This window comes from Streptomyces sp. NBC_01257 (assembly GCF_035917255.1).
Taxonomy (GTDB): Bacteria; Actinomycetota; Actinomycetes; order Streptomycetales; family Streptomycetaceae; genus Streptomyces.
The window spans coordinates 5,332,757-5,353,360 of sequence record NZ_CP108472.1; the positions used below are offsets into that span (position 1 = coordinate 5,332,757).

The window sequence follows — 20,604 nt, forward strand, 5'->3', positions numbered from 1 at the left end:
TGCCCCTCGCCACCAGACGGACGATGACGAGACTGTGACAGGGCCATGACCGGGCCGCCGGACGGGGCCCGCCATGCTGTGCGTTACGGTGTCGCGCGGCCGCCCGCCTGCCGGGCCGGCCGCGGCACAGACGAAGGACAACACAAGGGGGACGTACCGATGGTGCGGCAACACGTGAAACTGACCGTGGTCCTGGTGGCGGTGGTGCTCGCGCTCACCGGCTTCTCCAGCTCCAGCCACGGCGGCAAGGGCGGCAAGAGCCGGAGCGGGAAGAGCAAGTCGAGCAGCAGCAGCGGCGGCGGGTGCTCCAACTCCAAGAAGAGCAACGGCACCTACCACGACACCGACTACGACGACGATGACGACTACAGCTCGTCGAGCAGCTCGTCCGGCTCCACCTACGGCACCCCGACCCCCACCGCCACCGCGACGGACGCCCCGCAGGCGTACGTCTTCCGCTGCGCGGCACCCCGCAAGGGCAAGCGCAAGGCCGTCACCACCTCCACCGTCCGGCTCACCGCGAACGCCGTCGGCAGCCACACGTACGAGGTCGACGTGAAGTTCCTCGACGCGGTCGGCAACACCGTCGACACCGGTGAGGCCACCGTGCAGGCGGACGGCGGCGACACGAAGACGGTCTCCGTCCGGATGGCCAGCCCGGGCAAGGTCTCCCGCGTGAAGAAGTGCGCGGTCACCGCCGAGCTCAGCTACTGAAGGTCCGGGCCGGACACACCGCCCTCACCGCAGCCGGAACGTTCCGCCGCCGCCCCCGCCCCGCCCCCTGAACAGCTCCGCCTGCCGCTCCGGCGTCAGGTTCCCGAGCGCGATCAGGTGCGGGGCATGGGCGAGCGCCTGCGCCCGGGCCGCCTCCCTGGCGGACCAGACGGCCCGCACCGTGCCCTGCACCGCCCCGGTCGGATACGAGGCGACGACGGCCGCCGCCCGCAGCGCCGCCGCCACCGCCTCACCGGGCGGGGTCACCTCGCTGACCAGCCCGGTCTCGTACGCACGCCGGGCCGTGACCCGTTCCGCCGTCCCCATCAGGGACATCCGGGCGACCTCACCGAACGGCATCCGCTGCGCCATCGAGATCGCCTCGTACGCGCTGACCATGCCGTACGAGGTGTGCGGGTCGAAGAACGTCGCCTCGTCGGACGCGATGACGAACTCCGACTCGCCCAGCAGATAGAACGCCCCGCCGCAGGCCATCCCCTCCACGGCCGCGATCACCGGCTTCCACAGGTCGTTGGCCTTCGGCCCGATCGCGATCAGCGGATCGTCGATCGTGTACGGGGACGAGGGCTGCGGCACGTCCACGCCCCGGTCGATCCCGGTGCAGAACGCCCGCCCGCCGGCCCCGGTGAGGACGACGGCCCGCACCTCGTCGTCGTACCGGAACGCCCGCCAGGCGGCGGTGAGTTCGGCGGCGGTCGCGAGATCGATCGCGTTGTGCTTCTCGGGCCGGTCCAGGGTGACCAGCGCCACCCCGGTCCCCTTGTCCGTCTCCGTGCGCAGCGCCATGACCCGTCACCGCTCCAGCAGCCAGCGGACCAGGGTCGCGTCGGGGGAGACGGGGCAGAAGACCGCCTTCACCGCCGCCCCGATCCGCAGCCGCGCCGGATCGACGGAGTTCAGGGGCGCGTCGGGCCCGCTGACCACGTTCCCGACCAGCCGGATCTCCGGGGCGTCGGCCAGTTCGACGACGACGGCGTTGTACGGGGCCTGGTCGGCGTACGCGGGGAGCAGCGGCGGATGCGGCAGCACGTACGACCAGATGCGGCCGCGTCCGCTCATCTCGCGCCACTCGCTCTCGAACGACTGGCAGTGCGGGCAGCACGGCCGGGGCGGGAAGCGGAGCCTTCCGCAGTCCGGGGCGGCGCACGCCTGGACGCGCAGTTCACCGCGGGCCGTGTACTCCCAGAAGGGTGCCCCGTCCTCGTCCACGACGGGCAGCAGCAGTCCATCCATCTCGGTCAGCTCCTCAGTTCCTCAGCAGTACGGCGGACGTGGGGACGCCCTCCCCGGCGGTGACCAGGCAGGTCGAGGCGTCCGGGACCTGGGCGGTGGAGATGCCGCGCAGCTGCTTCACGCCCTCGTTGATGAGGTTGAAGCCGTGTACGTACCCCTCGCTGAGCCCGCCCCCGCCGGTGTTGACCGGCAGCCGGCCACCGCTCTCCAGCGCCCCGCCCTCGGTGAACGCTGCGCCCTCGCCGCGCCCGCAGAACCCGTAGCCCTCCAGGGAGAGCGGGATGAGCGGGGTGAACGCGTCGTAGATCTGCGCCACATCGACGTCCTCGGGCCCGAAGTCGGCCTGCTTCCACAGCTGTCGGGCCGCGGCCCAGGCCGGGCCGGTGAGCGGGTCGTCGTTCCAGTAGTTGACCATCCCGTGGTGCTGGGCGGGCAGTCCCTGGGCGACGGAGTGCAGGTAGACGGGCTTCTGCCGGCAGTCGCGGGCGCGTTCGGCGGAGACGATGACGCAGGCCAGCGCCCCGTCCGTCTCCAGGCAGTTGTCGAAGAGGCAGAGCGGGTCGCTGATCCAGCGCGAGGTCATATACATGTCGCGGGTCAGCGGGCGCTCGTACATCACCGCGTCCGGGTTCTGGTTGGCGCGGTTGCGGCAGGCGAGCGCGACGTTGAAGAGGTGGTCGCGGGTCGCGCCGTACTCGTGCATGTACCGCCGGGCGAGCATGCCGATCTCGTCGGCGGGCCGCAGCAGCCCGTACGGGCGGGTCCACTGCGCGGGGGTGGGCAGCTGCACCGCGGTGTTCTTCCAGGGCCGCGGGCCCGAGCCCCGTTTCCGTGAGCGCCAGGCGACACCGACGCTCGCCTGTCCGGTCGCGACGGCGGAGGCCAGATGCGCGAGGGTCGCGCAGGAACCGCCGCCCCCGTACCCCACCTTGCTGAAGAAGGTGACGTCGCCGGCCCCGATCGCCTTGGCGACCTCGACCTCGTCGGTCTCCTCCATCGTGTACGAGGAGAACGCGTCCACCTCCGACGCGGCGATGCCCGCGTCGTCGAGCGCCGCGACGATGGCCCGGCAGGCCAGGGTCTTCTCCGACTCGGGCAGGTGCTTCGCGAAACGCGTCTGCCCTATCCCGGCTATCGCCGCCTTGTCCTTGAGCGTCGCCACCCGCCACCTCCGAGGCCGTCATGACTGCTGACAGCGGAGGAGGCTACAGCTAATCTGACGGATAGTCAGCTACGGGGCGGCCATGGCGTTCCGGTTCGACGGCGGGAGGGCACGAGATGCGCGGCGACGAGGAATGGTCCACGGTCCCCAGCCTGGTGAGGGCGGCGGCGAGCCGGTACGGGGACCGGGAGGCGGTGGCCGACGGCCGCACCCGCGTCACGTACGCGGAACTCGGCGAGCGCGTGGAGCGGGCCGCTGCCGCGTGCATGGCCTCGGGGGTGGAGCCGGGGGACCGGGTCGGGATCTGGGCGCCGAACACCCTGGACTGGATCGTCTCCGCGCTGGGCGCGGTGACCGCGGGCGCGGTCCTGGTCCCGCTCAACACCCGCTTCAAGGGCACGGAGGCGGCGTACGTCCTGGAGCAGAGCCGCGCGAAACTGCTCTTCGTCACGGGCACCTTCCTGGGGACGTCGTACGTGGCGTCCCTGCGCCGGTCCGAGGTCGAACTCCCGCACCTGGAGACGGTGGTGGTGCTCGCCGACTCCGCCCCCGCCGACTACGTCACCTGGAAGGACTTCCTGGCGGCGGGGGAGCGGATATCCCCCGGGCAGGTCCGCACCCGGGCCGCCACGATCGCCCCCTCGAATCCCTCCGACATCATCTACACCTCGGGCACCACGGGCCGCCCCAAGGGCGCGGTCATCAGCCACGCGCAGACCCTGCGCTGCTACGCGATCTGGAGCGAGCTGGCGGGCCTGCGCGAGGGCGACCGCTATCTGATCGTGAACCCGTTCTTCCACACCTTCGGCTACAAGGCGGGCATCATCGCCTGCCTGATGCGGGGGGCGACGATGGTCCCGCAGCCGGTCTTCAACGTGGACACGGTCCTCGCGAACATCGCAGCCGAACGCATCTCGGTCCTGCCCGGCCCGCCCACGCTCCACCAGTCCATCCTGGACCACCCGGCCCGCGCGAACCACGACCTCTCGGCCCTGCGCCTGGTGGTGACGGGCGCCGCGGTCGTCCCCCTCCAGCTGGTGAACCGCCTGCGCACGGAACTCGACATCGCCACCGTCCTGACCGCCTACGGCCTCTCCGAGGCGGGCGGCATCGTCACGATGTGCCGCCAGGGCGACCCGGCGGAGGTGATCGCCGCCACGTCGGGCCGCGCGATCCCCGGCACGGAACTCCGTGTCCTGGGCGCCCCCGGCACCCCCGGCGAGATCCTGGTCCGCGGCTTCAACGTGATGCGGGGCTATTTCGAGGACCCGGAGACGACGGCCGCCACGATCACCTCGGACGGCTGGCTGCACACCGGCGACGTCGGCGTCCTCGACGGGGACGGCAACCTGAGGATCACGGACCGGATCAAGGACATGTTCATCGTCGGCGGCTTCAACGCCTACCCCGCGGAGATCGAACAGCTCCTGGGCCTGCACCCGGACGTGGCGGACGTCGCGGTGATCGGCATCCCCGACCCCCGCCTGGGCGAGGTCGGCAAGGCGTACGCGGTGCGCCGCCCGGGCGCCACGGTGACGGCGGACGACCTGATCGCCTGGTCGCGGCGGGAGATGGCGAACTACAAGGTGCCCCGGGCGGTGGAGTTCGTCAGCGAGCTCCCGCGCAACGCGAGCGGCAAGGTGGTGAAGGGGGAGCTGCGGGGCGGGCGGGGGTAGGGGAACGGCACGGCGGAGGGGCCCGGGCCGGGGTGGCTCGGGCCCCTCCGCCGTGCCGGCCGGTTCAGCTCGCGTGCGCGTCCTGCGGGGTGGCCACGCCGGTGTCGGCATCCTGAGTCGTGACCGGGGTGTCGCCGCTCGCGTGGGCGTCGGCCAGGGCGGGACACGCGCCGCCGATGCCGAGGGCCACGGCGAACGCGGCGGCGACGAGCGTCTTCTTGGTGCGAGTCATCTCAACTCCTGCGATGGGAGCGAACTTCCGGACGTGGAGTGACGCTAGCGACGGGACCGGCGGCGGCGGTACCCCCTGGCGGGAAGCGGCCCCCACGCTGACGCGATCGCGTGGGCCGTCCCTGCCCGGACACGCAGCGGCCGCGACGGCTCCCCCTCCGCGCCGCCGCGGCCGCTCCCCGTGCAGGTTGGACTAGTTGGCCGGCTCGGACGTGGCGTGCGCGTCGGTCGGCTTGGCCGGCTCGGACGTGGCGTGCGCGTCGGTCGGCTTGGCCGGCTCGGACGTGGCGTGCGCGTCCAGGGTGGTGATCTCCTCGCCCGTCGCGTGCGCGTCGGTCGGCTTGAGGCTGTCCTTGTTGGCGGCCATGAAGGTCAACTCCTGAAAGTGTGGACATATGGATTGGGCCGGCCCGCCCGGCTGTTCCCCCGTGGACTGCCGGGCGGGCCTTCCAGGGCCGTTCACCTTAGTGGTGAGGCCGCACGCCGATCCGTCTGCCCCCCGACGCGGCGGATCGATGAGTAGAGAGTGGCGTGCCGCGATAAACGATTGATGAACGCCCGGCAAGGTCAGGCCACGGCCGTCGGGTTGACGAGTGCACGGACCGATTCGGCCTCCGGGGAGCCGAGCGTATCGAAGATCGTCAGCGCCTCGTTCCAGCAGACCTGCGCACGGTCCGTCTGCCCGATGGCCGCCAGTGCCTGACCGAGCACCGTCAGCACGTTGGCCCTGCGCCAGTCCCCGCCGATGCCACGGAGCACGGCCAGCGCCTGCTCGGCGTGGGCCGCCGCCTGAGCCGCCTGCTGTTCGGCCATGTGCAGCTCGGCCAGCCGGAAGAGCGTCATCCCGTGCCACAGCCGCTGGCGGCTCTCGCGGAAGATGTGCAGGGCCTCCAGCAGGACGTTCTGGGCCCGGGAGGTCTGCCTGCTGCCGATGAGGGCGAGCCCGAGCGCGTACTTCCCGTTCGCGAGCCGGAGCGCGAGACCGGTGGTGTCGTCCTCGTAGATCGCGACGCCCCGCTGTGCCAGCTGGACGGCGCTCGGGGTCCGGTCCGTCGCGAGGTGCACACGCGAGAGGTTGCAGAGCGCCGATGCCTCGCCGGGCTTGTTGCCGTCGGCGCGGAAGGCCGTCATGGCCTGCGTGAGATGCGACTCCGCGTCCTCGTGGCGGTTCTCGTAGAGCGCGATGATCCCGCGCTGGTTGGGGGCCTGCCCCAGCGAGACCGGGTCGCCGGCCAGTTCGCCGAGCCCCAGGGCCCTCATCGCTTCGGCCTCCGCCTCGGTGAACCGGCCCGAGACGCTGTGGACGTGGGACAGCATGGTGCGGGCCCTGGCCTCGGCCTGCGCCTCGCCCGCGGCCTCGGCGGCCTCGGCCACGGCCGTCGCGGCCGTGGCGAACTGATGCGAGTTCGCGCCCGACTCACCGAGGTCGACCACCGCCATCAGCAGGTCCGATGCGCGCCGCGGCATGCCGATGGCGGCCGACTGGCGGGCGCAGGCGAGCAGTCCGCTGGACTCCGTGAACAGCCAGTCCAGGGCGGTCTCGCGGACCCGGAAGGCAAGGCCCGGGTAGGACGTGGACGAGAAGTGATCGAGGACCCGCTCCCCCGGCCGCTCCAGTGCGTAGACCCCCGCGGCCGTCGCCAGATAGAAGTCCAGCAGCCGCGACAGCGCCAGTTCCTTCTCCTCCGGCGGCTGTTCGTCCCGGTCAGCGCACGAACGCGCGTAGAGGCGGACCAGGTCGTGGTAGCGGTAGCGGCCCGGGGCCGCCGACTCCAGGAGGGACGTGTCGACCAGGGCCTCCAGGAGGTCCTCCGCCGTGTGCGCCTCCAGGTTCAGCAGCGCCGCCGCAGCCGCCAGGGAGATGTCCGGGCCGTCCGCGAGGCCCAGCAGACGGAAGGCGCGGGCCTGGGCCGGTTCCAGCTGGCCGTAGCCGAGTTCGAAGGTGGCCTTCACCGCGAGGTCGCCCGCCTGGAGCTCGTCCAGCCGGCGGCGCTCGTCCGCGAGCTTCGCGGCCAGGACCGAGACCGTCCAGGTGCGGCGGGCCGCCAGCCGGGAGGCCGCGATGCGGATGGCCAGCGGGAGGAAGCCGCACGCGGCGACGACGTCGAGCGCCGCCTCGCGTTCGGAGTTGATGCGCTCCTCGCCCACGATCCGGGTGAAGAGCTGGAGCGCCTCCTCGGGCGACATCACGTCCAGGTCGACCAGGTGCGCGCCCGCCAGGTCGACCATCCGGACCCGGCTGGTGACCAGCGCCGCGCAGCCGGCCGTGCCGGGGAGCAGCGGGCGGATCTGGGCCGCGTCGTGGGCGTTGTCCAGGAGGACCAGGATGCGGCGGCCGTCGAGCGTGGAGCGGTAGAGCGCGGCGCGTTCGTCCAGGGAGTCGGGGATGGCCGAGTCCGCCGTGCCCAGCGCGCGCAGGAACGCGCCGAGGACCGTCTCCGGCTCGGCGGCGCGGGCGCCCGCGCCCTGGAGGTCGACGTAGAGCTGGCCGTCCGGGAAGTGCGGGCGGGCCTGGTGGGCGACGTGCACGGCGAGGGTCGTCTTGCCGACGCCGCCGATGCCCGCGAGGGCGGAGACGGCCATGACCGAGCCCTCCGCGGTGGCGAGGCGGTCGCCCAGTTCGCGGACGAAGGAGTTGCGGCCCGTGAAGTCGGAGACCGTGGCCGGGAGCTGCGCGGGGCGGAGCGGTGCGGCGGCCGGCGTGGGTTCGTCGGCCGGGCGGGCCAGCTCCTCGTCGGCCCGCAGGATGCGCTGCTGGAGCGCGGCGAGTTCGGGGCGCGGGTCGACGCCGAGTTCCTCGGCGAGCAGCCGCCGGGTGTCGGCGTAGACGGCGAGGGCCTCCGCCTGGCGGCCGCTGCGGTACAGGGCCACCATCAGGAGCTCGCGCAGCCGTTCGCGCAGCGGGTGCGCGGCGGTGAGCGCGGTCAGTTCGGAGACCGCCTCCGCGTGGCAGCCGACCTCCAGGTCCAGATCGAGACGGGTCTCGGTGAGCTGGAGCCGCCACTCCTCCAGCCGGGTCCGCTGGTACTCCGCGTACGGCCCGGGGACGGAGGCCAGCGCCTCGCCGTCCCAGAGGGCGAGTGCCTCGTTCAGCAGCGCCCTGGCCCCGCAGCGGTCGCCCGACGCCCTGGCCTTCTCCGCGTCGGCTGCCCGGTCCTGGGCCACGGTCAGGTCGAGCGCCCCGGGCCCGATCCGCATCGCGTATCCGCCGGAGTCGCTCGCCAGGGTCAGCGGGCCCAGGGTCTTGCGCAGGCGCGAGGCGTAGGTGCGTACCGCGGCCAGTGCCTGGGAGGGCGGGTCCTCGCCCCAGATGGCGTCGATGAGTTCGGCGGCCGTGGCTGTGCGGCCGCCTCTCAGGAGCAGGGCCGTCAGCAGGGCGCGCTGCTGCGGCGAGCCGCACGGCAGCGTCTCGTCGCCCCGCCCGGCCCGTACCGGACCGAGGAGGGAGAAACGAAGTCCGGCTTCCTCCACCGACCTCTGCTCCGGGACGCGCTGCTCCGGAACGCGTACCCGTGGTCCGTCGGCACGGCCCATTGCTGTCTCCTGTCCTGCTCTGTGCGCTGCCCGGCACGATGGCACATGTCCGGATTCCTTCGAGGCCATCCGGATTGCTCCATACCGTTGGTATCGCCGTCAACAGTCTGCCTTGTGAACGGGGCGCGCGTCAGCAGTGGGTGACTCTCTGCACAAGCCCTCGACAACGATTGTGGAACGGGGCCCCGTCCAGATAGCTGACGGTTCGTCAGATCGGCGCTACCGTGGGACGCATGGAGACCTTCCCGAAGATCATCTCGGTGGACGACCACACGGTGGAGCCCGCTCATGTCTGGCGGGACCGGCTCCCGTCCAAGTACGCGGACTCAGGACCGCGCATCGTCCGGGCGCCGCTCAAGGAAATGACCTTCATGGGCGGCAAGTTCGCGCCCGTGATGGGTGCGAAGGGCGACGACGGCCCGATCGGCGACTGGTGGGTGTACGAGGACCTGCACCGCCCGCTGACCCGGCTCGACACCGCCGTCGGCTACGACCGCGACGAGATCAGGCTGGAGGTCATCACCTACGAGCAGATGCGGCCCGGTTCGTTCTCGGTGCCCGAGCGGCTGGCCGACATGGACGTCAACCACGTCCAGTCCGCGCTGTGTTTCCCGACCTTCCCCCGCTTCTGCGGCCAGACCTTCACCGAGGCCAAGGACCGCGAACTCGGGCTGCTCGGGGTGCGCGCGTACAACGACTGGATGGTCGAGGAGTGGTGCGGGCCCGACGCGCACGGCCGGCTCATCCCGCTCACCCTGGTCCCGCTCTGGGACGCACAGCTCGCCGCCGACGAGGTCCGGCGCAACGCCGCACGCGGGGTGCGTGCCGTGGCGTTCTCCGAGATACCCCCGCACCTCGGGCTGCCGTCCATCCACACGGACGAGTGGGACCCGTTCCTCCGCGCCTGCGACGAGACGGGGACGGTGATCGCCATGCACATCGGCTCGTCCTCGAAGATGCCGTCCACCTCGGCCGACGCCCCGCCGGCCGTCGGCTCCACCATCACCTTCGCCAACTGCTGTTTCTCGATGGTCGACTGGCTGATGAGCGGCAAGTTCGAACGCTTCCCGAACCTGCGGATCATGTACGCGGAGGGCCAGATCGGCTGGATCCCGTACATCCTGGAGCGTGCCGACGTCGTCTGGGAGGAGAACCGGGCCTGGGGCGGAGTGGCCGACAAGGTCCACCGGCCGCCGTCGGAGCTCTTCACCGAGCACGTCTACGGCTGCTTCTTCGACGACGCCTTCGGGCTGAAGAACCTGGACGCCATCGGGGTGGGGAACGTCCTGTACGAGACGGACTACCCGCACTCCGACTCGACCTGGCCCAAGTCCCGCGAGGTCGGCGAGGCGCAGATGGGGCACCTGGACGCCGATGTCGTGGACCGCATCGTGCGCCGCAACGCGATCGACCTGCTCGGGCTGACCGACGACGGGCTCTGGGCGGGGCCCGGCACGGCGGTGTGAGAGAGGGGGGTGAGGGGGCGGCCGGCCCCTCACCCCCCTCACCCGGTCAGGCCCGGGTGACCGGCTCCTGGAGTTCCGTCACCCATGCGTCCCGGTCCTCGGGGCACTCCAGGCTGACCTCGTGCGCATACCCCGCCGAGCGGTAGCCGCCGGCGTCGATCCACCGGGCCAGCGTCTGCACCGTCGACAGGACGCCGTCCATGCAGCCGCGGTGGACGATCGTCGCCGCCTCGAACGCGGGCAGCTCGACCACCGTCACACCGGTGTCACCCAGCGGCCCGGCCGGGGTCGCGACCGTCACCCCCGCGTGCACGACGACCGCCCCGCCGCCCTCCGGCACGTCCTCGTAGCGGGCGATCCCCGGGCCCGTCGGCACGACCCCGGCCTCGCCCAGCAGCGGGAACAGCCGCTCGTACAGCGGGCCGATCACCGGTGTGATGTCCTCCGGCGCGAAACCGGCGGCCACCTCGGTCAGTTCCGCGACCCGTACCGCGGGAACGCTCTTGATCACGACATCGTCCACGGACATGTGTCCCTCGCTCTCGATCGACCGGAGTCTCGCCTCGACCTGGGCCAGCCGCGCAGCCGCCGCGGCCATCGCCGCCTCCAGCTCCGAACGCCGCAGCCGCAGCATCCCGCGCAGCTCCTCGGAACCCACCTCGTCGTCGAGGACGGCCCGCACCTGCTGGAGCGTGAAGCCGAGGTCCTTGAGGGCGATGATCCGGTTGAGCCGGGCGAGCTGGGCGGCACCGTAGTGCCGGTAGCCGGTCGAGGGGTCGGTACGGTCGGGGTGCAGCAGCCCCACCGCGTCGTAGTGACGCAGCATCCGGGCCGACACCCGCCCGTACCGGGCGAAGTCTCCGATGGTGAACATGATGTCTCCCAGTGCACGGCCTCACACGGTGTCAAGGTCAAGCATCGCAACCCCCCGGTCCGGGTGTGACGCGCGTCATGGGAACTCCTCGCCCGCCGCGGACGGCAACTGACGTGGAGCATTCCCTGAGAGCCCGGATACGGGCAGGCGACCCGGACGCGTTCGGCGGGAGGGGCACAGGCAGGAGCCCCGCTTCTCCGCCGAGGCGGAGGAGCGGGGCTCCTTGGGTACTGCATTACCGGCCGCGATCGGCCGACCCGGGCAACTAGGCCGGGGTGACGTTCTCAGCCTGCGGACCCTTGGGTCCCTGAGTGACGTCGAAGTTCACGACCTGGTTCTCCTCGAGGGAGCGGAACCCGGACGCGTTGATCGCGGAGTAGTGGACGAAGACATCCGGGCCGCCGCCGTCCTGGGCGATGAAGCCGAAGCCCTTTTCAGCGTTGAACCACTTGACGGTTCCGGTAGCCATAAGCCCTCCTTGGGCCAAAGGGTTGCCCTGCTCCAGAACCTGCAAAGAAGTCTGAAAACTACAAAAGCCTGCGGGTTACATGCTCCGCAGGCTCTGTACTGCAAGGGAAACCAAACTGCAACTTGGCGTTGAGCCTAGCACGCAGCCTGCGCCGAAGGGTAGAGGGAAAGATCACTTGACCCGGATGTTTGATTGACGTGCGGATGAGCGGACCGAGAGGCCCTTCCGGGTGGCTCGGAGGCCTCTCCGGACACCTCTCCCGCGGCCATTGCCGGGCACCCCGGAAGAGGGAGCGCGCCGCGCCGCGCGCCCCCGGTGAGGGCGCCGGCCGGTCACGGGTCTAGCCTCGCGATGTGGACAATTCAACCGTCTCAACCGTCGCAGGCGACGACCGTCGCAGCCGGCCGCGCGTCGGCCACATCCAGTTCCTCAACTGCCTGCCCCTCTACTGGGGGCTCGCACGGACCGGAACCCTGCTCGACCTGGAGCTCTCGAAGGACACCCCGGAGAAGCTCAGCGAGCAGCTGATCAGGGGCGATCTGGACATCGGCCCCGTCACCCTCGTGGAGTACCTGCGCAACGCCGACGACCTGGTCGCCTTCCCCGACATCGCGGTCGGCTGCGACGGGCCCGTCATGTCGTGCGTGATCGTGTCGCAGCGGCCGCTGGAGGACCTGGACCGGGCCCGGGTGGCGCTGGGTTCGACCTCCCGCACCTCCGTACGGCTGGCGCAGCTGCTGCTCGCCGAGCGGTACGGCGTCACCCCCGACTACTACACGTGCCCGCCGGACCTCGGCGTGATGATGCAGGAGGCGGACGCCGCCGTCCTCATCGGTGACGCCGCGCTCCGCGCCAACCTGCACGACGCCCCACGGCTCGGGCTCCAGGTCCACGACCTGGGCGCGATGTGGAAGGAGTGGACGGGACTGCCGTTCGTCTTCGCCGTCTGGGCCGCCCGCAAGGACTACCTGGCCGCAGAGCCCGACGCGGTCCGCAAGGTCCACGAGGCGTTCCTGGCCTCGCGGGACGTGTCCCTGGAAGAGGTCACCAAGGTCGCGGAGCAGGCGGCGCGCTGGGAGGCCTTCGATGCCGAGGTCCTGGAGCGCTACTTCACGACCCTCGACTTCCGCTTCGGGCCCGCGCAACTGGCCGGTGTCACGGAGTTCGCGCGCCGGACCGGCCCGACCACGGGCTTCCCGGCGGATGTGAACGTCGAACTCCTCGGCGGCTGAGGGCTTCGCCGGACATTCCGCTACGGCGGATGCCGGCGGTGCGGGCCGGGCCGGAATGCCCGGCCTTTCCGTTCCGCCGTTCCCGCCCTTCCCCGAGGGGAAGGCTCGGGCGGATGTGCGGATATCGATTCGGGTGAATTCGCGTTGAATGGCCGATTGACGGAAGGGCCCGGGGGTGTGCCTCCCCGGGCCCTTCCGCAATCGCCCCGCGGAACGGCACATTCACGCCTTTTGTTGCGGTGAATGACGCCGTTCGTTCCCTTGGGGGCGAAATCGGCGGATGGTTTCCCCTGTGACCCGATGACCTTCGCCCCTAGGCTTCGGTCGGAGGTCCGGCCGGTCCACAAGGGGAGTCCGTATATGCAGCCGCTCGAAGCCGGCGAACCGCTGAGCATCGGTGCCTACCGGCTGCTCGGCCGGCTCGGCGCCGGCGGCATGGGGCGCGTCTATCTGGGGCGCAGCGCGGGCGGCCGGACCGTCGCGGTCAAGGTCGTCCACCCGCACTTCGCGCTCGACGAGCAGTTCCGCGCCCGCTTCCGGCGCGAGGTGGACGCGGCGCGGCGGATCGGCGCGCAGTGGACGGCCCCCGTCCTGGACGCGGACCCGGACGCCCCCGTTCCGTGGGTGGCCCACGGTTACGTCGCCGGGCCGCCGCTCTCGGAAGCCGTCACCGAGTACGGGCCGCTGCCCGAACAGGCGGTACGCACGCTGGGTGCCGGGCTCGCCGAGGCGCTGGCCGCGGTCCACGGCCAGGGCCTGATCCACCGGGACGTGAAGCCGTCCAACGTGCTGCTCGCCCTCGACGGCCCCCGGCTCATCGACTTCGGTATCGCCCGGGCCATCGACGCCACGGCCTCGCTCACCTCCACCGGCGTCTCGGTCGGCTCGCCCGGCTACATGGCACCGGAGCAGATCCGCGGCCTGGACATCTCGGGCGCGGCCGACATCTTCTCGCTGGGCGCGGTGCTCGCCTACGCGGCGACCGGCGCCGCCCCCTTCCTCGGCGACTCCTCCGCCGTACTCCTCTACAAGGTGGTCCACGAGGAACCCGAACTGGGTGAACTGGAGGGCGGACTGCGCGACGTCATCGCCTCCTGCCTCGCGAAGGACCCGGCCGTCCGGCCCACCCCGGCGGAGCTCGCCCGGCAGCTGGCGCCCGGCGGTGCGGCGGCCTCGGTCGCGGCGGGCTGGCTGCCCGGTCCGCTGGTGCGCGAGGTCAGCCGCTCGGCGGTCGCGCTGCTGGACCTGGAACCGCAGGAGGCCCCGGTGCAGTCGGGACCGGTGCCGTTCACCAGCGCGTCGTTCGGGACGACCGGGGCGAACGGCCCGCTCGGTGTCTTCGGCCCGCCCGTCGAACCGCCCCAGGCGTCCGGGCCGACCCCGCCGCCGCGCCACCCCACCACCGGGACCGGCGGGGTGCCGGGGCAGCGCACCCCCGATCCCCGGTTCGCCGTCACATTGAACGCGGACGCGCGGCCCGGCGAGCACCGGGGGCGCAGACTCAGCTGCACCGTCGCCCTCGCGGTGGCCGGTGCGCTCGCCGCGGTGACCGTGGGCAGCGCCTTCCTCTTCGACCTGATGCCGGGCGGGCGCGGCGCCGACCACGCCGGTCCCAGCGATACCGGTGCGACCCCGTCCGCCACCTCCTCCGGCCCGTCCGCCGCGGAGCCCCCCGCGCCGACGCGCTCCGCGACCGGGCCGGCGGACCCGCTCACCGCGGTCCCGGACGCCTTCGTCGGGACGTGGCGGGGGCCGCTCACCGAGAAGACGACCGGAGCGCCGCACGGCACGCTCACCGCGGTGCTCGTGAAGGGGAAGAAGGGCGCCGGGGTCGCCCGTATGACGACGACGGTCACCGGACTCGGCGTGGATGTCAGCTGCCACAGCATCGCCACCCTCACCTCCGCCACGGAGAAGGAGCTGACGCTCCGGGAGCGCGCCGATCCCGAACACCCGGGCACGGCGGGGCTGTGCACGACCACGCCCGCCGACCTCCACTTCACCCGCGCGGCCGACGGCACGCTGCGGTTCCGGTCCGACGAGCGGGGCGCCGGACTTCCCTACGGCACGCTGACCCGGTCCGGCCGCTGACCCGTACCGGCGCTGGCGTACGCTGAAGCGGTCCGTAGATCCGTTGAAAAACCGCCGAAAGGTGACAGCCCGGTGACCGAGAAGGCCGACCTCCAGCCCATCCTCGACCGAGCCGCCGAAGGCGGCCGGATCACTCCGGCGGAGGCCCTCGACCTCTACCGGTCGGCGCCCCTGCACGCACTGGGCGCGGCCGCGGACGCCGTGCGCCGGCGCCGCTACGCCGGTACGGAGCACATCGCGACGTACATCATCGAGCGCAACATCAACTACACCAACGTGTGTGTGACGGCGTGCAAGTTCTGCGCGTTCTACGCCGCGCCGAAGGACACCGCCAAGGGCTGGTCCCGCGATCTCGACGACATCCTGCGCCGCTGCGCGGAGACGGTCGAGCTCGGCGGCACGCAGATCATGTTCCAGGGCGGGCACCACCCGGACTACGGCGTCGAGTACTACGAGGAGCACTTCTCCGCGATCAAGAAGGCGTTCCCGCAGCTGGTCATCCACTCGCTCGGCGCCTCCGAGATCGAGCACATGGCCCGGATCTCGAAGGTCTCCGCCGAGGAGGCCATCAGCCGCATCCACGCCGCCGGGCTCGACTCCTTCGCGGGCGCCGGCGCCGAACTGCTGCCGGCCCGGCCGCGCACCGCGATCGCCCCGCTCAAGGAGTCCGGCGAGCGCTGGCTGGAGATCATGGAGATCGCCCACGGCCTCGGCGTCGAGTCGACCTCCACCATGCTGATGGGCACCGGCGAGACCAACGCCGAGCGCATCGAGCACCTGAGCATGATCCGCGACGTGCAGGACCGCACCGGGGGCTTCCGCGCCTTCATCCCGTACACGTACCAGCCGGAGAACAACAAGCTGAAGGGCCAGACGCAGGCCACCCTCTTCGAGTACCTGCGGATCATCGCCATCGCCCGGCTGTTCCTGGACAACGTCGCCCACATCCAGGGCTCCTGGCTCACCACCGGCAAGGAGGTCGGCCAGCTGTCGCTGCACTACGGCGCCGACGACCTCGGCTCGATCATGCTGGAGGAGAACGTCGTCTCCTCCGCCGGTGCCAAGCACCGCTCCAACCGGCTGGAGATCATCGACCTGATCCGCAAGGCGGACCGGGTGCCGGCCCAGCGCGCCACCACGTACGAGCACCTCGTCGTCCACGACGACCCGGCGAACGACCCGGTCGACGAGCGCGTCGTCTCGCACATCTCGTCCACCGCGATCGAGGGCGGCACGGCCCACCCCGAGCTCAAGCTCCTCAACGCCAACTAGGGTCCGTCGCCTTGCTGACGATCCACACCGCCGCCCTGCTCCTGCCGGGCGGCGGTCGTGCGCCCGTGCCCGGCGGGGCGGTGGCCGTCCGGGACGCGGTGATCGCCGCCTTCGGCCCGTACGCCGGACTCGCCGCGGCCCACCCCGCCGCCCGGGTCCGGCGCTGGCCGGGCGTCCTGACCCCGGGCCTGGTGCAGCGGGACGCCGTCCGGCTGCTGGAGGAGTCGTACTTCCCCGATCCGCGCGAGGCGGACACCCTGGGCACGGAGCCGCTGACCGGTGCGGCGCTCGACGCGCTCGGACCGGACGACACCTGGCGGGCGGGCAGCGTCCGGCGCGGGCTGCACCGGATGCTCCGGCACGGCACGACCGCGGTGACCGTTCCGCCCGCCACCGCGCCCGCGTTGCTCACCGCCGTGCGCCGATCCGGCCTGCTGGTCCTCGGCCCCGCGCCGGGCACCGGGAGCCCCGCCGGCGACGGGCCGCGGCTCGACCCGCTGGCCGGGGTGAGTGCGGTGGCCGACGCGATGGCGTCACCCCTCACCGTCGGGGGCCGGGCGGACCTCGCCGCCTTCGACGCACCGGACGAGGCCGCGCTGGCGGAGGCGGGCGGGGCGAGCTGCGTGGCCACGGTCGCGGGCGGACGCCTGGTGTACCGGGGCCGCTGAGGGCTGTCCCGGGGAGCGTCTACGGGACGGTGGGGCCGCCGAGGTAGGTGCCGTCGGCGGCGTAGGGCCAGGCGTTGGAGACGCAGCCCTTGAGTCCGTAGATCTGCTGCATCATGGCGGGGGCGGGGCGTCCCTTGCCGGGGCAGGTCTCGTGGCCGTGGCCGAGCCAGTGCCCGACCTCGTGGTTGACGATCAGGGCGCGGTAGTCGGCGAGCGGTCCGTGGAACTCGGGCGAACCCGTCCGCCAGCGCTTGAGGTTGACCATGACGTCGGTCCCGACCCGGCAGTTGACCTCGCCGTGCGTGTCGAGCCCGCCCTTCCCGCAGATGCGGTCCGTGGTCTCCGGGGTGGCGATCCGGATGACCAGCCCGGCCGGCCCCTCGGCGACCTGGCGGAAGGAGTGCTCGCCGTGGTGCGCCCAGCCGCGCGGGGCGGCCAGGATGCGGGCGACCTCGGCGGCCGCCGCGTCCGGGTCCAGTCCCGAGCCCTTCTCCACCTCGACCCGGTAGGCGTCACCGCCGCCGGACTCCGAGACACCCGCGCGGGCCACGGTGAAGGTGGCGGCGGCGGACGACGAGCTCGGCTCGTGCCCGCCGTTCCACCGGACCGCCACGGCCGCCGCCGTGACCAGCACCACCGGCACGACGGCCTTCACCCACAGCCGGTTCCGGCCGCGCTCGCGCCGCACTCCCCGGCCCACACTCCCTGCGGACATCCGCGCCCCTCCCCGGCCTCCGCATCCCCTGCGGTTGGCGTTTCCCCGCTATAAGGACCGCCGCCGGAGCCGATTGGTTCAGTCCACACACATATGGATCACGGGACGGTGGGGCCGCCGAGGTAGGTGCCGTCGGCGGCGTAGGGCCAGGCGTTGGAGACGCAGCCCTTGAGTCCGTAGATCTGCTGCATCATGGCGGGGGCGGGGCGTCCCTTGCCGGGGCAGGTCTCGTGGCCGTGGCCGAGCCAGTGTCCGACCTCGTGGTTGACGATCAGGGCGCGGTAGTCGGCGAGCGGCCCGTGGAACTCGGGCGAACCCGTCTGCCAGCGCTTCAGGTTCACCATCACCACCTCGCCCACCCGGCAGTTGACCTCTCCGTGCGTGTCGAGGCCCATCGCCCCGCACACCCGGTCGGTGGTCGCCGCGGTGGCGATGCGGATCACCAGTCCGGCCCGAGCGTCCGCGACCTGGTGGAAGGAGTGCGCCCCGCCGTGCGCCCAGCCGCGCGGCGCGGCCAGGATGCCGGCGACCCGGCCGGCCGCCTCGTCCGGGTCGACGCCGGAACCGTCCTCGACCTCGACCCGGTAGGCGTTCCCGCCGCCCGGGGAGACGCCCGCGCGGGCGACGGCGAACGTGCCGGGGCCGGACGCGGGGACGACGGGGTCGCGGGCGGAGTCCGTGGGGGAGGGGGAAGGGGGTGGTGGCGTGGCGCTCTTCGTGGGTTCCGCGGCCGGGGCGGACGCCGCGTTGTCCGGCCGTGAGGTCCGTGGCGTGTCCGACGGTTCCGGCGCGGCCGCCGCGGCCGGCCGGTCGTCCCCGCCGGCCCACCGGGGTGCGGCGACCACGGCGATCCCGATCAGCGCCGCCGTGACGGTGACGGCGGCGAGCACGCGTATCCGGCCGCGGCGCCGCCGCTCCCGCCGGGTGCGCCGCCGGACTCCCCGGCCTCGCCGCGGTGCGGGGTGCCGTCCTGTCTCAGCCGCCACGTACGGAGTGCTCCTTGTCTTCCATCGGATGTCCGTCCGCGTACTTCACGAGCTCCAGGAACCTGGAGTCGCTCGCGACGGAGACGAGTTGGTCCACGGTGACCGGTGACGACACCATCGAGGAGCCGTCACCGTCGACCGAAAGCCGGACGGTGCTGGTCCCGTAGGCGAGCTTGAGATCGACGCCGGTGATCGTCCGCGAGCCGTCCCAGTTGCCCTCCGCGGTGATGGCGCGGGCCCTGATGCCGCCCGGCAGCACGACCATCCGGCACTCGAGGCCCTTCGAAGGGATGCTGCGGCACGCCGGATCGGCGGGAACGGCGCCCGGACCGCCCCTGGGGCGCACCGAGACGACGACCGGGAAGGTGTTGCCGTCCGATCCGCCCTGGTAGCGGTTGACCGCCAGGTCGACCGGGCGGACGGTGCCGAGCTGCTCGTGGAGCAGTTCGTCGAGCAGCACCGCGACCTTCTGCTGGAACGCCTCCTGCCGGGCCCGTTCGGCCGCGGGCAGGGCGGCCATCGGCGTCTCGCCGTCGCTCGGCTCGATGTGCACGGGCGCGGGTACGGGCCGGGCGGACGGGACCGGCGACGGGGCGGCGGTCGTGGTCTGCGAGGCGGCGGAGGACCAGGTCTGTGCCGGCTGCGTACGCCCCTCCGGGACCCACGTCGCCAGCACCGCGCCGAACACTCCCAGTGCCACCGCACCTGTCACCCCGGCCCCGACGGCCGCACGGGCGCGGGTGCGGCGCCGACGGCCCTGGACCAGGGCGACCGGCACCAGGTCGGGCAGCGGCGGTGCGCCCTCGGCGGCCTGTTCCATCGCAGCCCTGATCAGCACGGCCTCGGCATCGGGGTCCGGCCGGTGGCCGGAGCGGTCGGTAACGTCCACGACGGGTCTCCTCAGCTTCGGGTGGTGTAGAGGTGTGCGTCGCCCAGGAGGGTGCGCAGGGTGGCGAGTGAGCGTGAGCACTGGCTCTTCACGGTGGACGGGCTGCACCGCAGCAGCTCCGCGACCGTCTCCACGCTCAGGTCCTCCCAGTACCGCAGGACGACCATCGCCCGGGCGCGGGGCGGCAGTTCGGCGAGCGCGGTCAGCAGCGTCACCGTGAGCTCCGGGCCGACCGCGGGCGGGTGCGCGGCTATCGGGGTGTGGGCACGGAAGTCGCGCAGCCGGCGGCGGCGCTCGGCGATGTAGGTACGGGTCAGCACCGTGCGGGCGTAGGCGTCCGGATGGTCCGCGGCGCTCGCCCGGCCCCAGTGCTGGAAGAGCTTCGCCAGCGTGGTCTGGGTCAGGTCCCGGGCGGCGTCGGCGTCCCCGCACAGCAGATAAGCGGTGCGGTACAGCCGGCGCTGGCTCGCGCGGGCGAATTCCTCGAAGCCGGCGGCGTCCGGGCTGCGTCCGGCTGTCATGCGGCCTCCTCTGCGGTCTGTCGTGGTCACCACGCCTGTTACTGAGTGCCGGCAGGCACGAAAGGTTGAAGCCGGATCGGAACTCCTTCCCGCATCCCGGGACGGCGGGCCCGCCCCGGTGCCGTCCGGCCGGGCTGCTTGAATGGGTGGGTGACCCGAGCCTCCCTGGACAAGCAGCCGCACGAAGTCGCCTCGATGTTCGACGACGTGGCGGCGAACTACGACCTCACCAACGACGTGCTCTCGCTCGGCCAGGCCCGGCTGTGGCGCAAGGAGGTCGCCAAGGCGGTGCACGCCCGCCCCGCCGAGAAGGTCCTCGACCTGGCCGCCGGGACGGCGACGTCCTCGCTGCCGTTCGCCGCGACCGGCGCGTACGTCGTGCCGTGCGACTTCTCCATCGGGATGCTGCGCGAGGGCAAGAAGCGCAACTCCTGGCTCCCGTTCACCGCGGGCGACGCCACGAAGCTGCCGTTCCGCGACGAGACGTTCGACGCCGTCACCATCTCCTTCGGGCTGCGCAACGTCCAGGACACGGACGCGGCGCTGCGTGAGCTGTACCGGGTGACGAAGCCGGGCGGCCGGGTGGTCATCTGCGAGTTCTCCCAGCCGGTCCTGGCACCGTTCCGGACCGTCTACACCGAGTACCTGATGCGGGCGCTGCCGCCGGTCGCGCGCGCGGTGTCGTCCAACCCCGACGCGTACGTCTACCTCGCCGAGTCGATCCGCGCCTGGCCCGACCAGGCCGGCCTCGCTGCGAAGCTCCAGCGGGCCGGCTGGTCGCAGGTCGCCTGGCGCAACCTCACCGGCGGCATCGTCGCCCTGCACCGCGGCACCAAGGCGGTCTGACGCG

20 protein-coding genes are annotated in these 20,604 nt (G+C 72.4%); 8 read left to right on the forward strand and 12 right to left on the reverse strand.

The genetic code is table 11. The features are described from left to right. The first annotated feature begins 159 nt into the window (after positions 1 to 159). Entirely contained in the window at positions 160 to 714 is a 555-nt protein-coding gene (locus OG408_RS23095; protein ID WP_326671712.1) for a hypothetical protein, read from the forward strand. Between the two features lie 24 nt (positions 715 to 738). On the opposite strand, the gene OG408_RS23100 is transcribed toward OG408_RS23095, so the two are convergent. The 3 genes from OG408_RS23100 to OG408_RS23110 are packed head-to-tail and all read right to left on the reverse strand — an operon-like array spanning position 739 to position 3,130. Next, on the reverse strand, positions 739 to 1,521 hold the full coding sequence (locus OG408_RS23100; protein WP_266781457.1) for an enoyl-CoA hydratase/isomerase family protein: 783 nt from the start codon (positions 1,519 to 1,521) through the stop codon (positions 739 to 741). A 6-nt stretch (positions 1,522 to 1,527) separates the two neighbouring features. Further along, complete coding sequence (locus tag OG408_RS23105; protein ID WP_285568490.1) at positions 1,528 to 1,968, reverse strand: Zn-ribbon domain-containing OB-fold protein; 441 nt, start codon at positions 1,966 to 1,968, stop codon at positions 1,528 to 1,530. Positions 1,969 to 1,981: 13 nt separating this feature from the next. Next, positions 1,982 to 3,130, reverse strand: coding sequence for a lipid-transfer protein (locus tag OG408_RS23110; RefSeq protein WP_266781461.1), 1,149 nt, complete (start codon positions 3,128 to 3,130; stop codon positions 1,982 to 1,984). A gap of 116 nt (positions 3,131 to 3,246) precedes the next feature. Between OG408_RS23110 and OG408_RS23115 the strand changes: the two genes are divergently transcribed. Further along, on the forward strand, positions 3,247 to 4,806 hold the full coding sequence (locus tag OG408_RS23115) for a FadD3 family acyl-CoA ligase (protein ID WP_326671716.1): 1,560 nt from the start codon (positions 3,247 to 3,249) through the stop codon (positions 4,804 to 4,806). 64 nt (positions 4,807 to 4,870) lie between these two features. Here the strand turns inward: OG408_RS23115 and OG408_RS23120 are convergent, their stop codons facing one another. The 3 genes from OG408_RS23120 to OG408_RS23130 all read right to left on the reverse strand — a co-directional run bounded on the left by OG408_RS23120 (position 4,871) and on the right by OG408_RS23130 (position 8,571). Beyond that, positions 4,871 to 5,038, reverse strand: coding sequence for a hypothetical protein (locus OG408_RS23120; RefSeq protein ID WP_266781465.1), 168 nt, complete (start codon positions 5,036 to 5,038; stop codon positions 4,871 to 4,873). A 192-nt stretch (positions 5,039 to 5,230) separates the two neighbouring features. After that, a complete protein-coding gene (locus OG408_RS23125) occupies positions 5,231 to 5,404 on the reverse strand; it encodes a hypothetical protein (protein ID WP_266781467.1) in 174 nt (57 codons plus the stop codon). Between the two features lie 200 nt (positions 5,405 to 5,604). After that, positions 5,605 to 8,571 carry an AfsR/SARP family transcriptional regulator gene (locus tag OG408_RS23130; RefSeq protein ID WP_326671719.1) on the reverse strand — a complete coding sequence of 989 codons (2,967 nt, stop codon included), beginning with the start codon at positions 8,569 to 8,571 and terminating at the stop codon, positions 5,605 to 5,607. A 233-nt stretch (positions 8,572 to 8,804) separates the two neighbouring features. Here OG408_RS23130 and OG408_RS23135 point away from each other — a divergent pair, with 233 nt between their 5' ends. Continuing rightward, on the forward strand, positions 8,805 to 10,037 hold the full coding sequence (locus OG408_RS23135) for an amidohydrolase family protein (RefSeq protein WP_266781471.1): 1,233 nt from the start codon (positions 8,805 to 8,807) through the stop codon (positions 10,035 to 10,037). 46 nt (positions 10,038 to 10,083) lie between these two features. Here OG408_RS23135 and OG408_RS23140 read toward each other — a convergent pair whose 3' ends face one another. Both OG408_RS23140 and OG408_RS23145 read right to left on the reverse strand, forming a co-directional pair. Further along, positions 10,084 to 10,911 carry a MerR family transcriptional regulator gene (locus OG408_RS23140; protein WP_326671721.1) on the reverse strand — a complete coding sequence of 276 codons (828 nt, stop codon included), beginning with the start codon at positions 10,909 to 10,911 and terminating at the stop codon, positions 10,084 to 10,086. Between the two features lie 265 nt (positions 10,912 to 11,176). Then, a complete protein-coding gene (locus tag OG408_RS23145) occupies positions 11,177 to 11,380 on the reverse strand; it encodes a cold-shock protein (RefSeq protein ID WP_003967102.1) in 204 nt (67 codons plus the stop codon). A 353-nt stretch (positions 11,381 to 11,733) separates the two neighbouring features. On the opposite strand from OG408_RS23145, the gene OG408_RS23150 reads away from it, so the two are divergent. From OG408_RS23150 to OG408_RS23165, 4 genes are all read left to right on the forward strand, one after another. Next, the gene (locus OG408_RS23150; RefSeq protein WP_266781475.1) at positions 11,734 to 12,612 is read left to right on the forward strand and encodes a menaquinone biosynthetic enzyme MqnA/MqnD family protein; all 879 of its coding nucleotides are present in this window, start codon (positions 11,734 to 11,736) and stop codon (positions 12,610 to 12,612) included. A gap of 360 nt (positions 12,613 to 12,972) precedes the next feature. Then, positions 12,973 to 14,703, forward strand: coding sequence for a serine/threonine-protein kinase (locus OG408_RS23155; protein ID WP_326671723.1), 1,731 nt, complete (start codon positions 12,973 to 12,975; stop codon positions 14,701 to 14,703). 72 nt (positions 14,704 to 14,775) lie between these two features. Beyond that, entirely contained in the window at positions 14,776 to 15,975 is a 1,200-nt protein-coding gene (gene mqnC, locus OG408_RS23160) for a cyclic dehypoxanthinyl futalosine synthase (RefSeq protein WP_073732770.1), read from the forward strand. Positions 15,976 to 15,986: 11 nt separating this feature from the next. Further along, on the forward strand, positions 15,987 to 16,643 hold the full coding sequence (locus tag OG408_RS23165) for an amidohydrolase family protein (RefSeq protein WP_266781479.1): 657 nt from the start codon (positions 15,987 to 15,989) through the stop codon (positions 16,641 to 16,643). Between the two features lie 19 nt (positions 16,644 to 16,662). Here the strand turns inward: OG408_RS23165 and OG408_RS23170 are convergent, their stop codons facing one another. The 4 genes from OG408_RS23170 to OG408_RS23185 all read right to left on the reverse strand — a co-directional run bounded on the left by OG408_RS23170 (position 16,663) and on the right by OG408_RS23185 (position 19,754). Continuing rightward, positions 16,663 to 17,358: a DUF3152 domain-containing protein gene (locus OG408_RS23170; protein ID WP_326671726.1), complete on the reverse strand. Its 696-nt coding sequence runs from the start codon at positions 17,356 to 17,358 to the stop codon at positions 16,663 to 16,665. Positions 17,359 to 17,456: 98 nt separating this feature from the next. After that, on the reverse strand, positions 17,457 to 18,248 hold the full coding sequence (locus OG408_RS23175; protein ID WP_442806139.1) for a DUF3152 domain-containing protein: 792 nt from the start codon (positions 18,246 to 18,248) through the stop codon (positions 17,457 to 17,459). Between the two features lie 85 nt (positions 18,249 to 18,333). Then, positions 18,334 to 19,233, reverse strand: a complete 900-nt coding sequence (locus OG408_RS23180; protein ID WP_326671729.1) for a hypothetical protein — start codon at positions 19,231 to 19,233, stop codon at positions 18,334 to 18,336. Between the two features lie 11 nt (positions 19,234 to 19,244). Then, a complete protein-coding gene (locus OG408_RS23185; protein ID WP_326671731.1) occupies positions 19,245 to 19,754 on the reverse strand; it encodes a SigE family RNA polymerase sigma factor in 510 nt (169 codons plus the stop codon). 150 nt (positions 19,755 to 19,904) lie between these two features. On the opposite strand from OG408_RS23185, the gene OG408_RS23190 reads away from it, so the two are divergent. Next, positions 19,905 to 20,600, forward strand: a complete 696-nt coding sequence (locus OG408_RS23190; protein ID WP_266781489.1) for a demethylmenaquinone methyltransferase — start codon at positions 19,905 to 19,907, stop codon at positions 20,598 to 20,600. Positions 20,601 to 20,604 lie beyond the last annotated feature (4 nt).

What these genes read in the sequence shown, in the direction of transcription:
- OG408_RS23095 (WP_326671712.1), top strand. Translation starts at nt 160, where the DNA reads ATGGTGCGGCAACACGTGAAACTGACCGTGGTCCTGGTGGCGGTGGTG.
- OG408_RS23100 (WP_266781457.1), bottom strand. Translation starts at nt 1,521, where the DNA reads ATGGCGCTGCGCACGGAGACGGACAAGGGGACCGGGGTGGCGCTGGTC.
- OG408_RS23105 (WP_285568490.1), bottom strand. Translation starts at nt 1,968, where the DNA reads ATGGATGGACTGCTGCTGCCCGTCGTGGACGAGGACGGGGCACCCTTC.
- OG408_RS23115 (WP_326671716.1), top strand. Translation starts at nt 3,247, where the DNA reads ATGCGCGGCGACGAGGAATGGTCCACGGTCCCCAGCCTGGTGAGGGCG.
- OG408_RS23120 (WP_266781465.1), bottom strand. Translation starts at nt 5,038, where the DNA reads ATGACTCGCACCAAGAAGACGCTCGTCGCCGCCGCGTTCGCCGTGGCC.
- OG408_RS23125 (WP_266781467.1), bottom strand. Translation starts at nt 5,404, where the DNA reads ATGGCCGCCAACAAGGACAGCCTCAAGCCGACCGACGCGCACGCGACG.
- OG408_RS23130 (WP_326671719.1), bottom strand. Translation starts at nt 8,571, where the DNA reads ATGGGCCGTGCCGACGGACCACGGGTACGCGTTCCGGAGCAGCGCGTC.
- OG408_RS23135 (WP_266781471.1), top strand. Translation starts at nt 8,805, where the DNA reads ATGGAGACCTTCCCGAAGATCATCTCGGTGGACGACCACACGGTGGAG.
- OG408_RS23140 (WP_326671721.1), bottom strand. Translation starts at nt 10,911, where the DNA reads ATGTTCACCATCGGAGACTTCGCCCGGTACGGGCGGGTGTCGGCCCGG.
- OG408_RS23145 (WP_003967102.1), bottom strand. Translation starts at nt 11,380, where the DNA reads ATGGCTACCGGAACCGTCAAGTGGTTCAACGCTGAAAAGGGCTTCGGC.
- OG408_RS23155 (WP_326671723.1), top strand. Translation starts at nt 12,973, where the DNA reads ATGCAGCCGCTCGAAGCCGGCGAACCGCTGAGCATCGGTGCCTACCGG.
- OG408_RS23170 (WP_326671726.1), bottom strand. Translation starts at nt 17,358, where the DNA reads ATGTCCGCAGGGAGTGTGGGCCGGGGAGTGCGGCGCGAGCGCGGCCGG.
- OG408_RS23185 (WP_326671731.1), bottom strand. Translation starts at nt 19,754, where the DNA reads ATGACAGCCGGACGCAGCCCGGACGCCGCCGGCTTCGAGGAATTCGCC.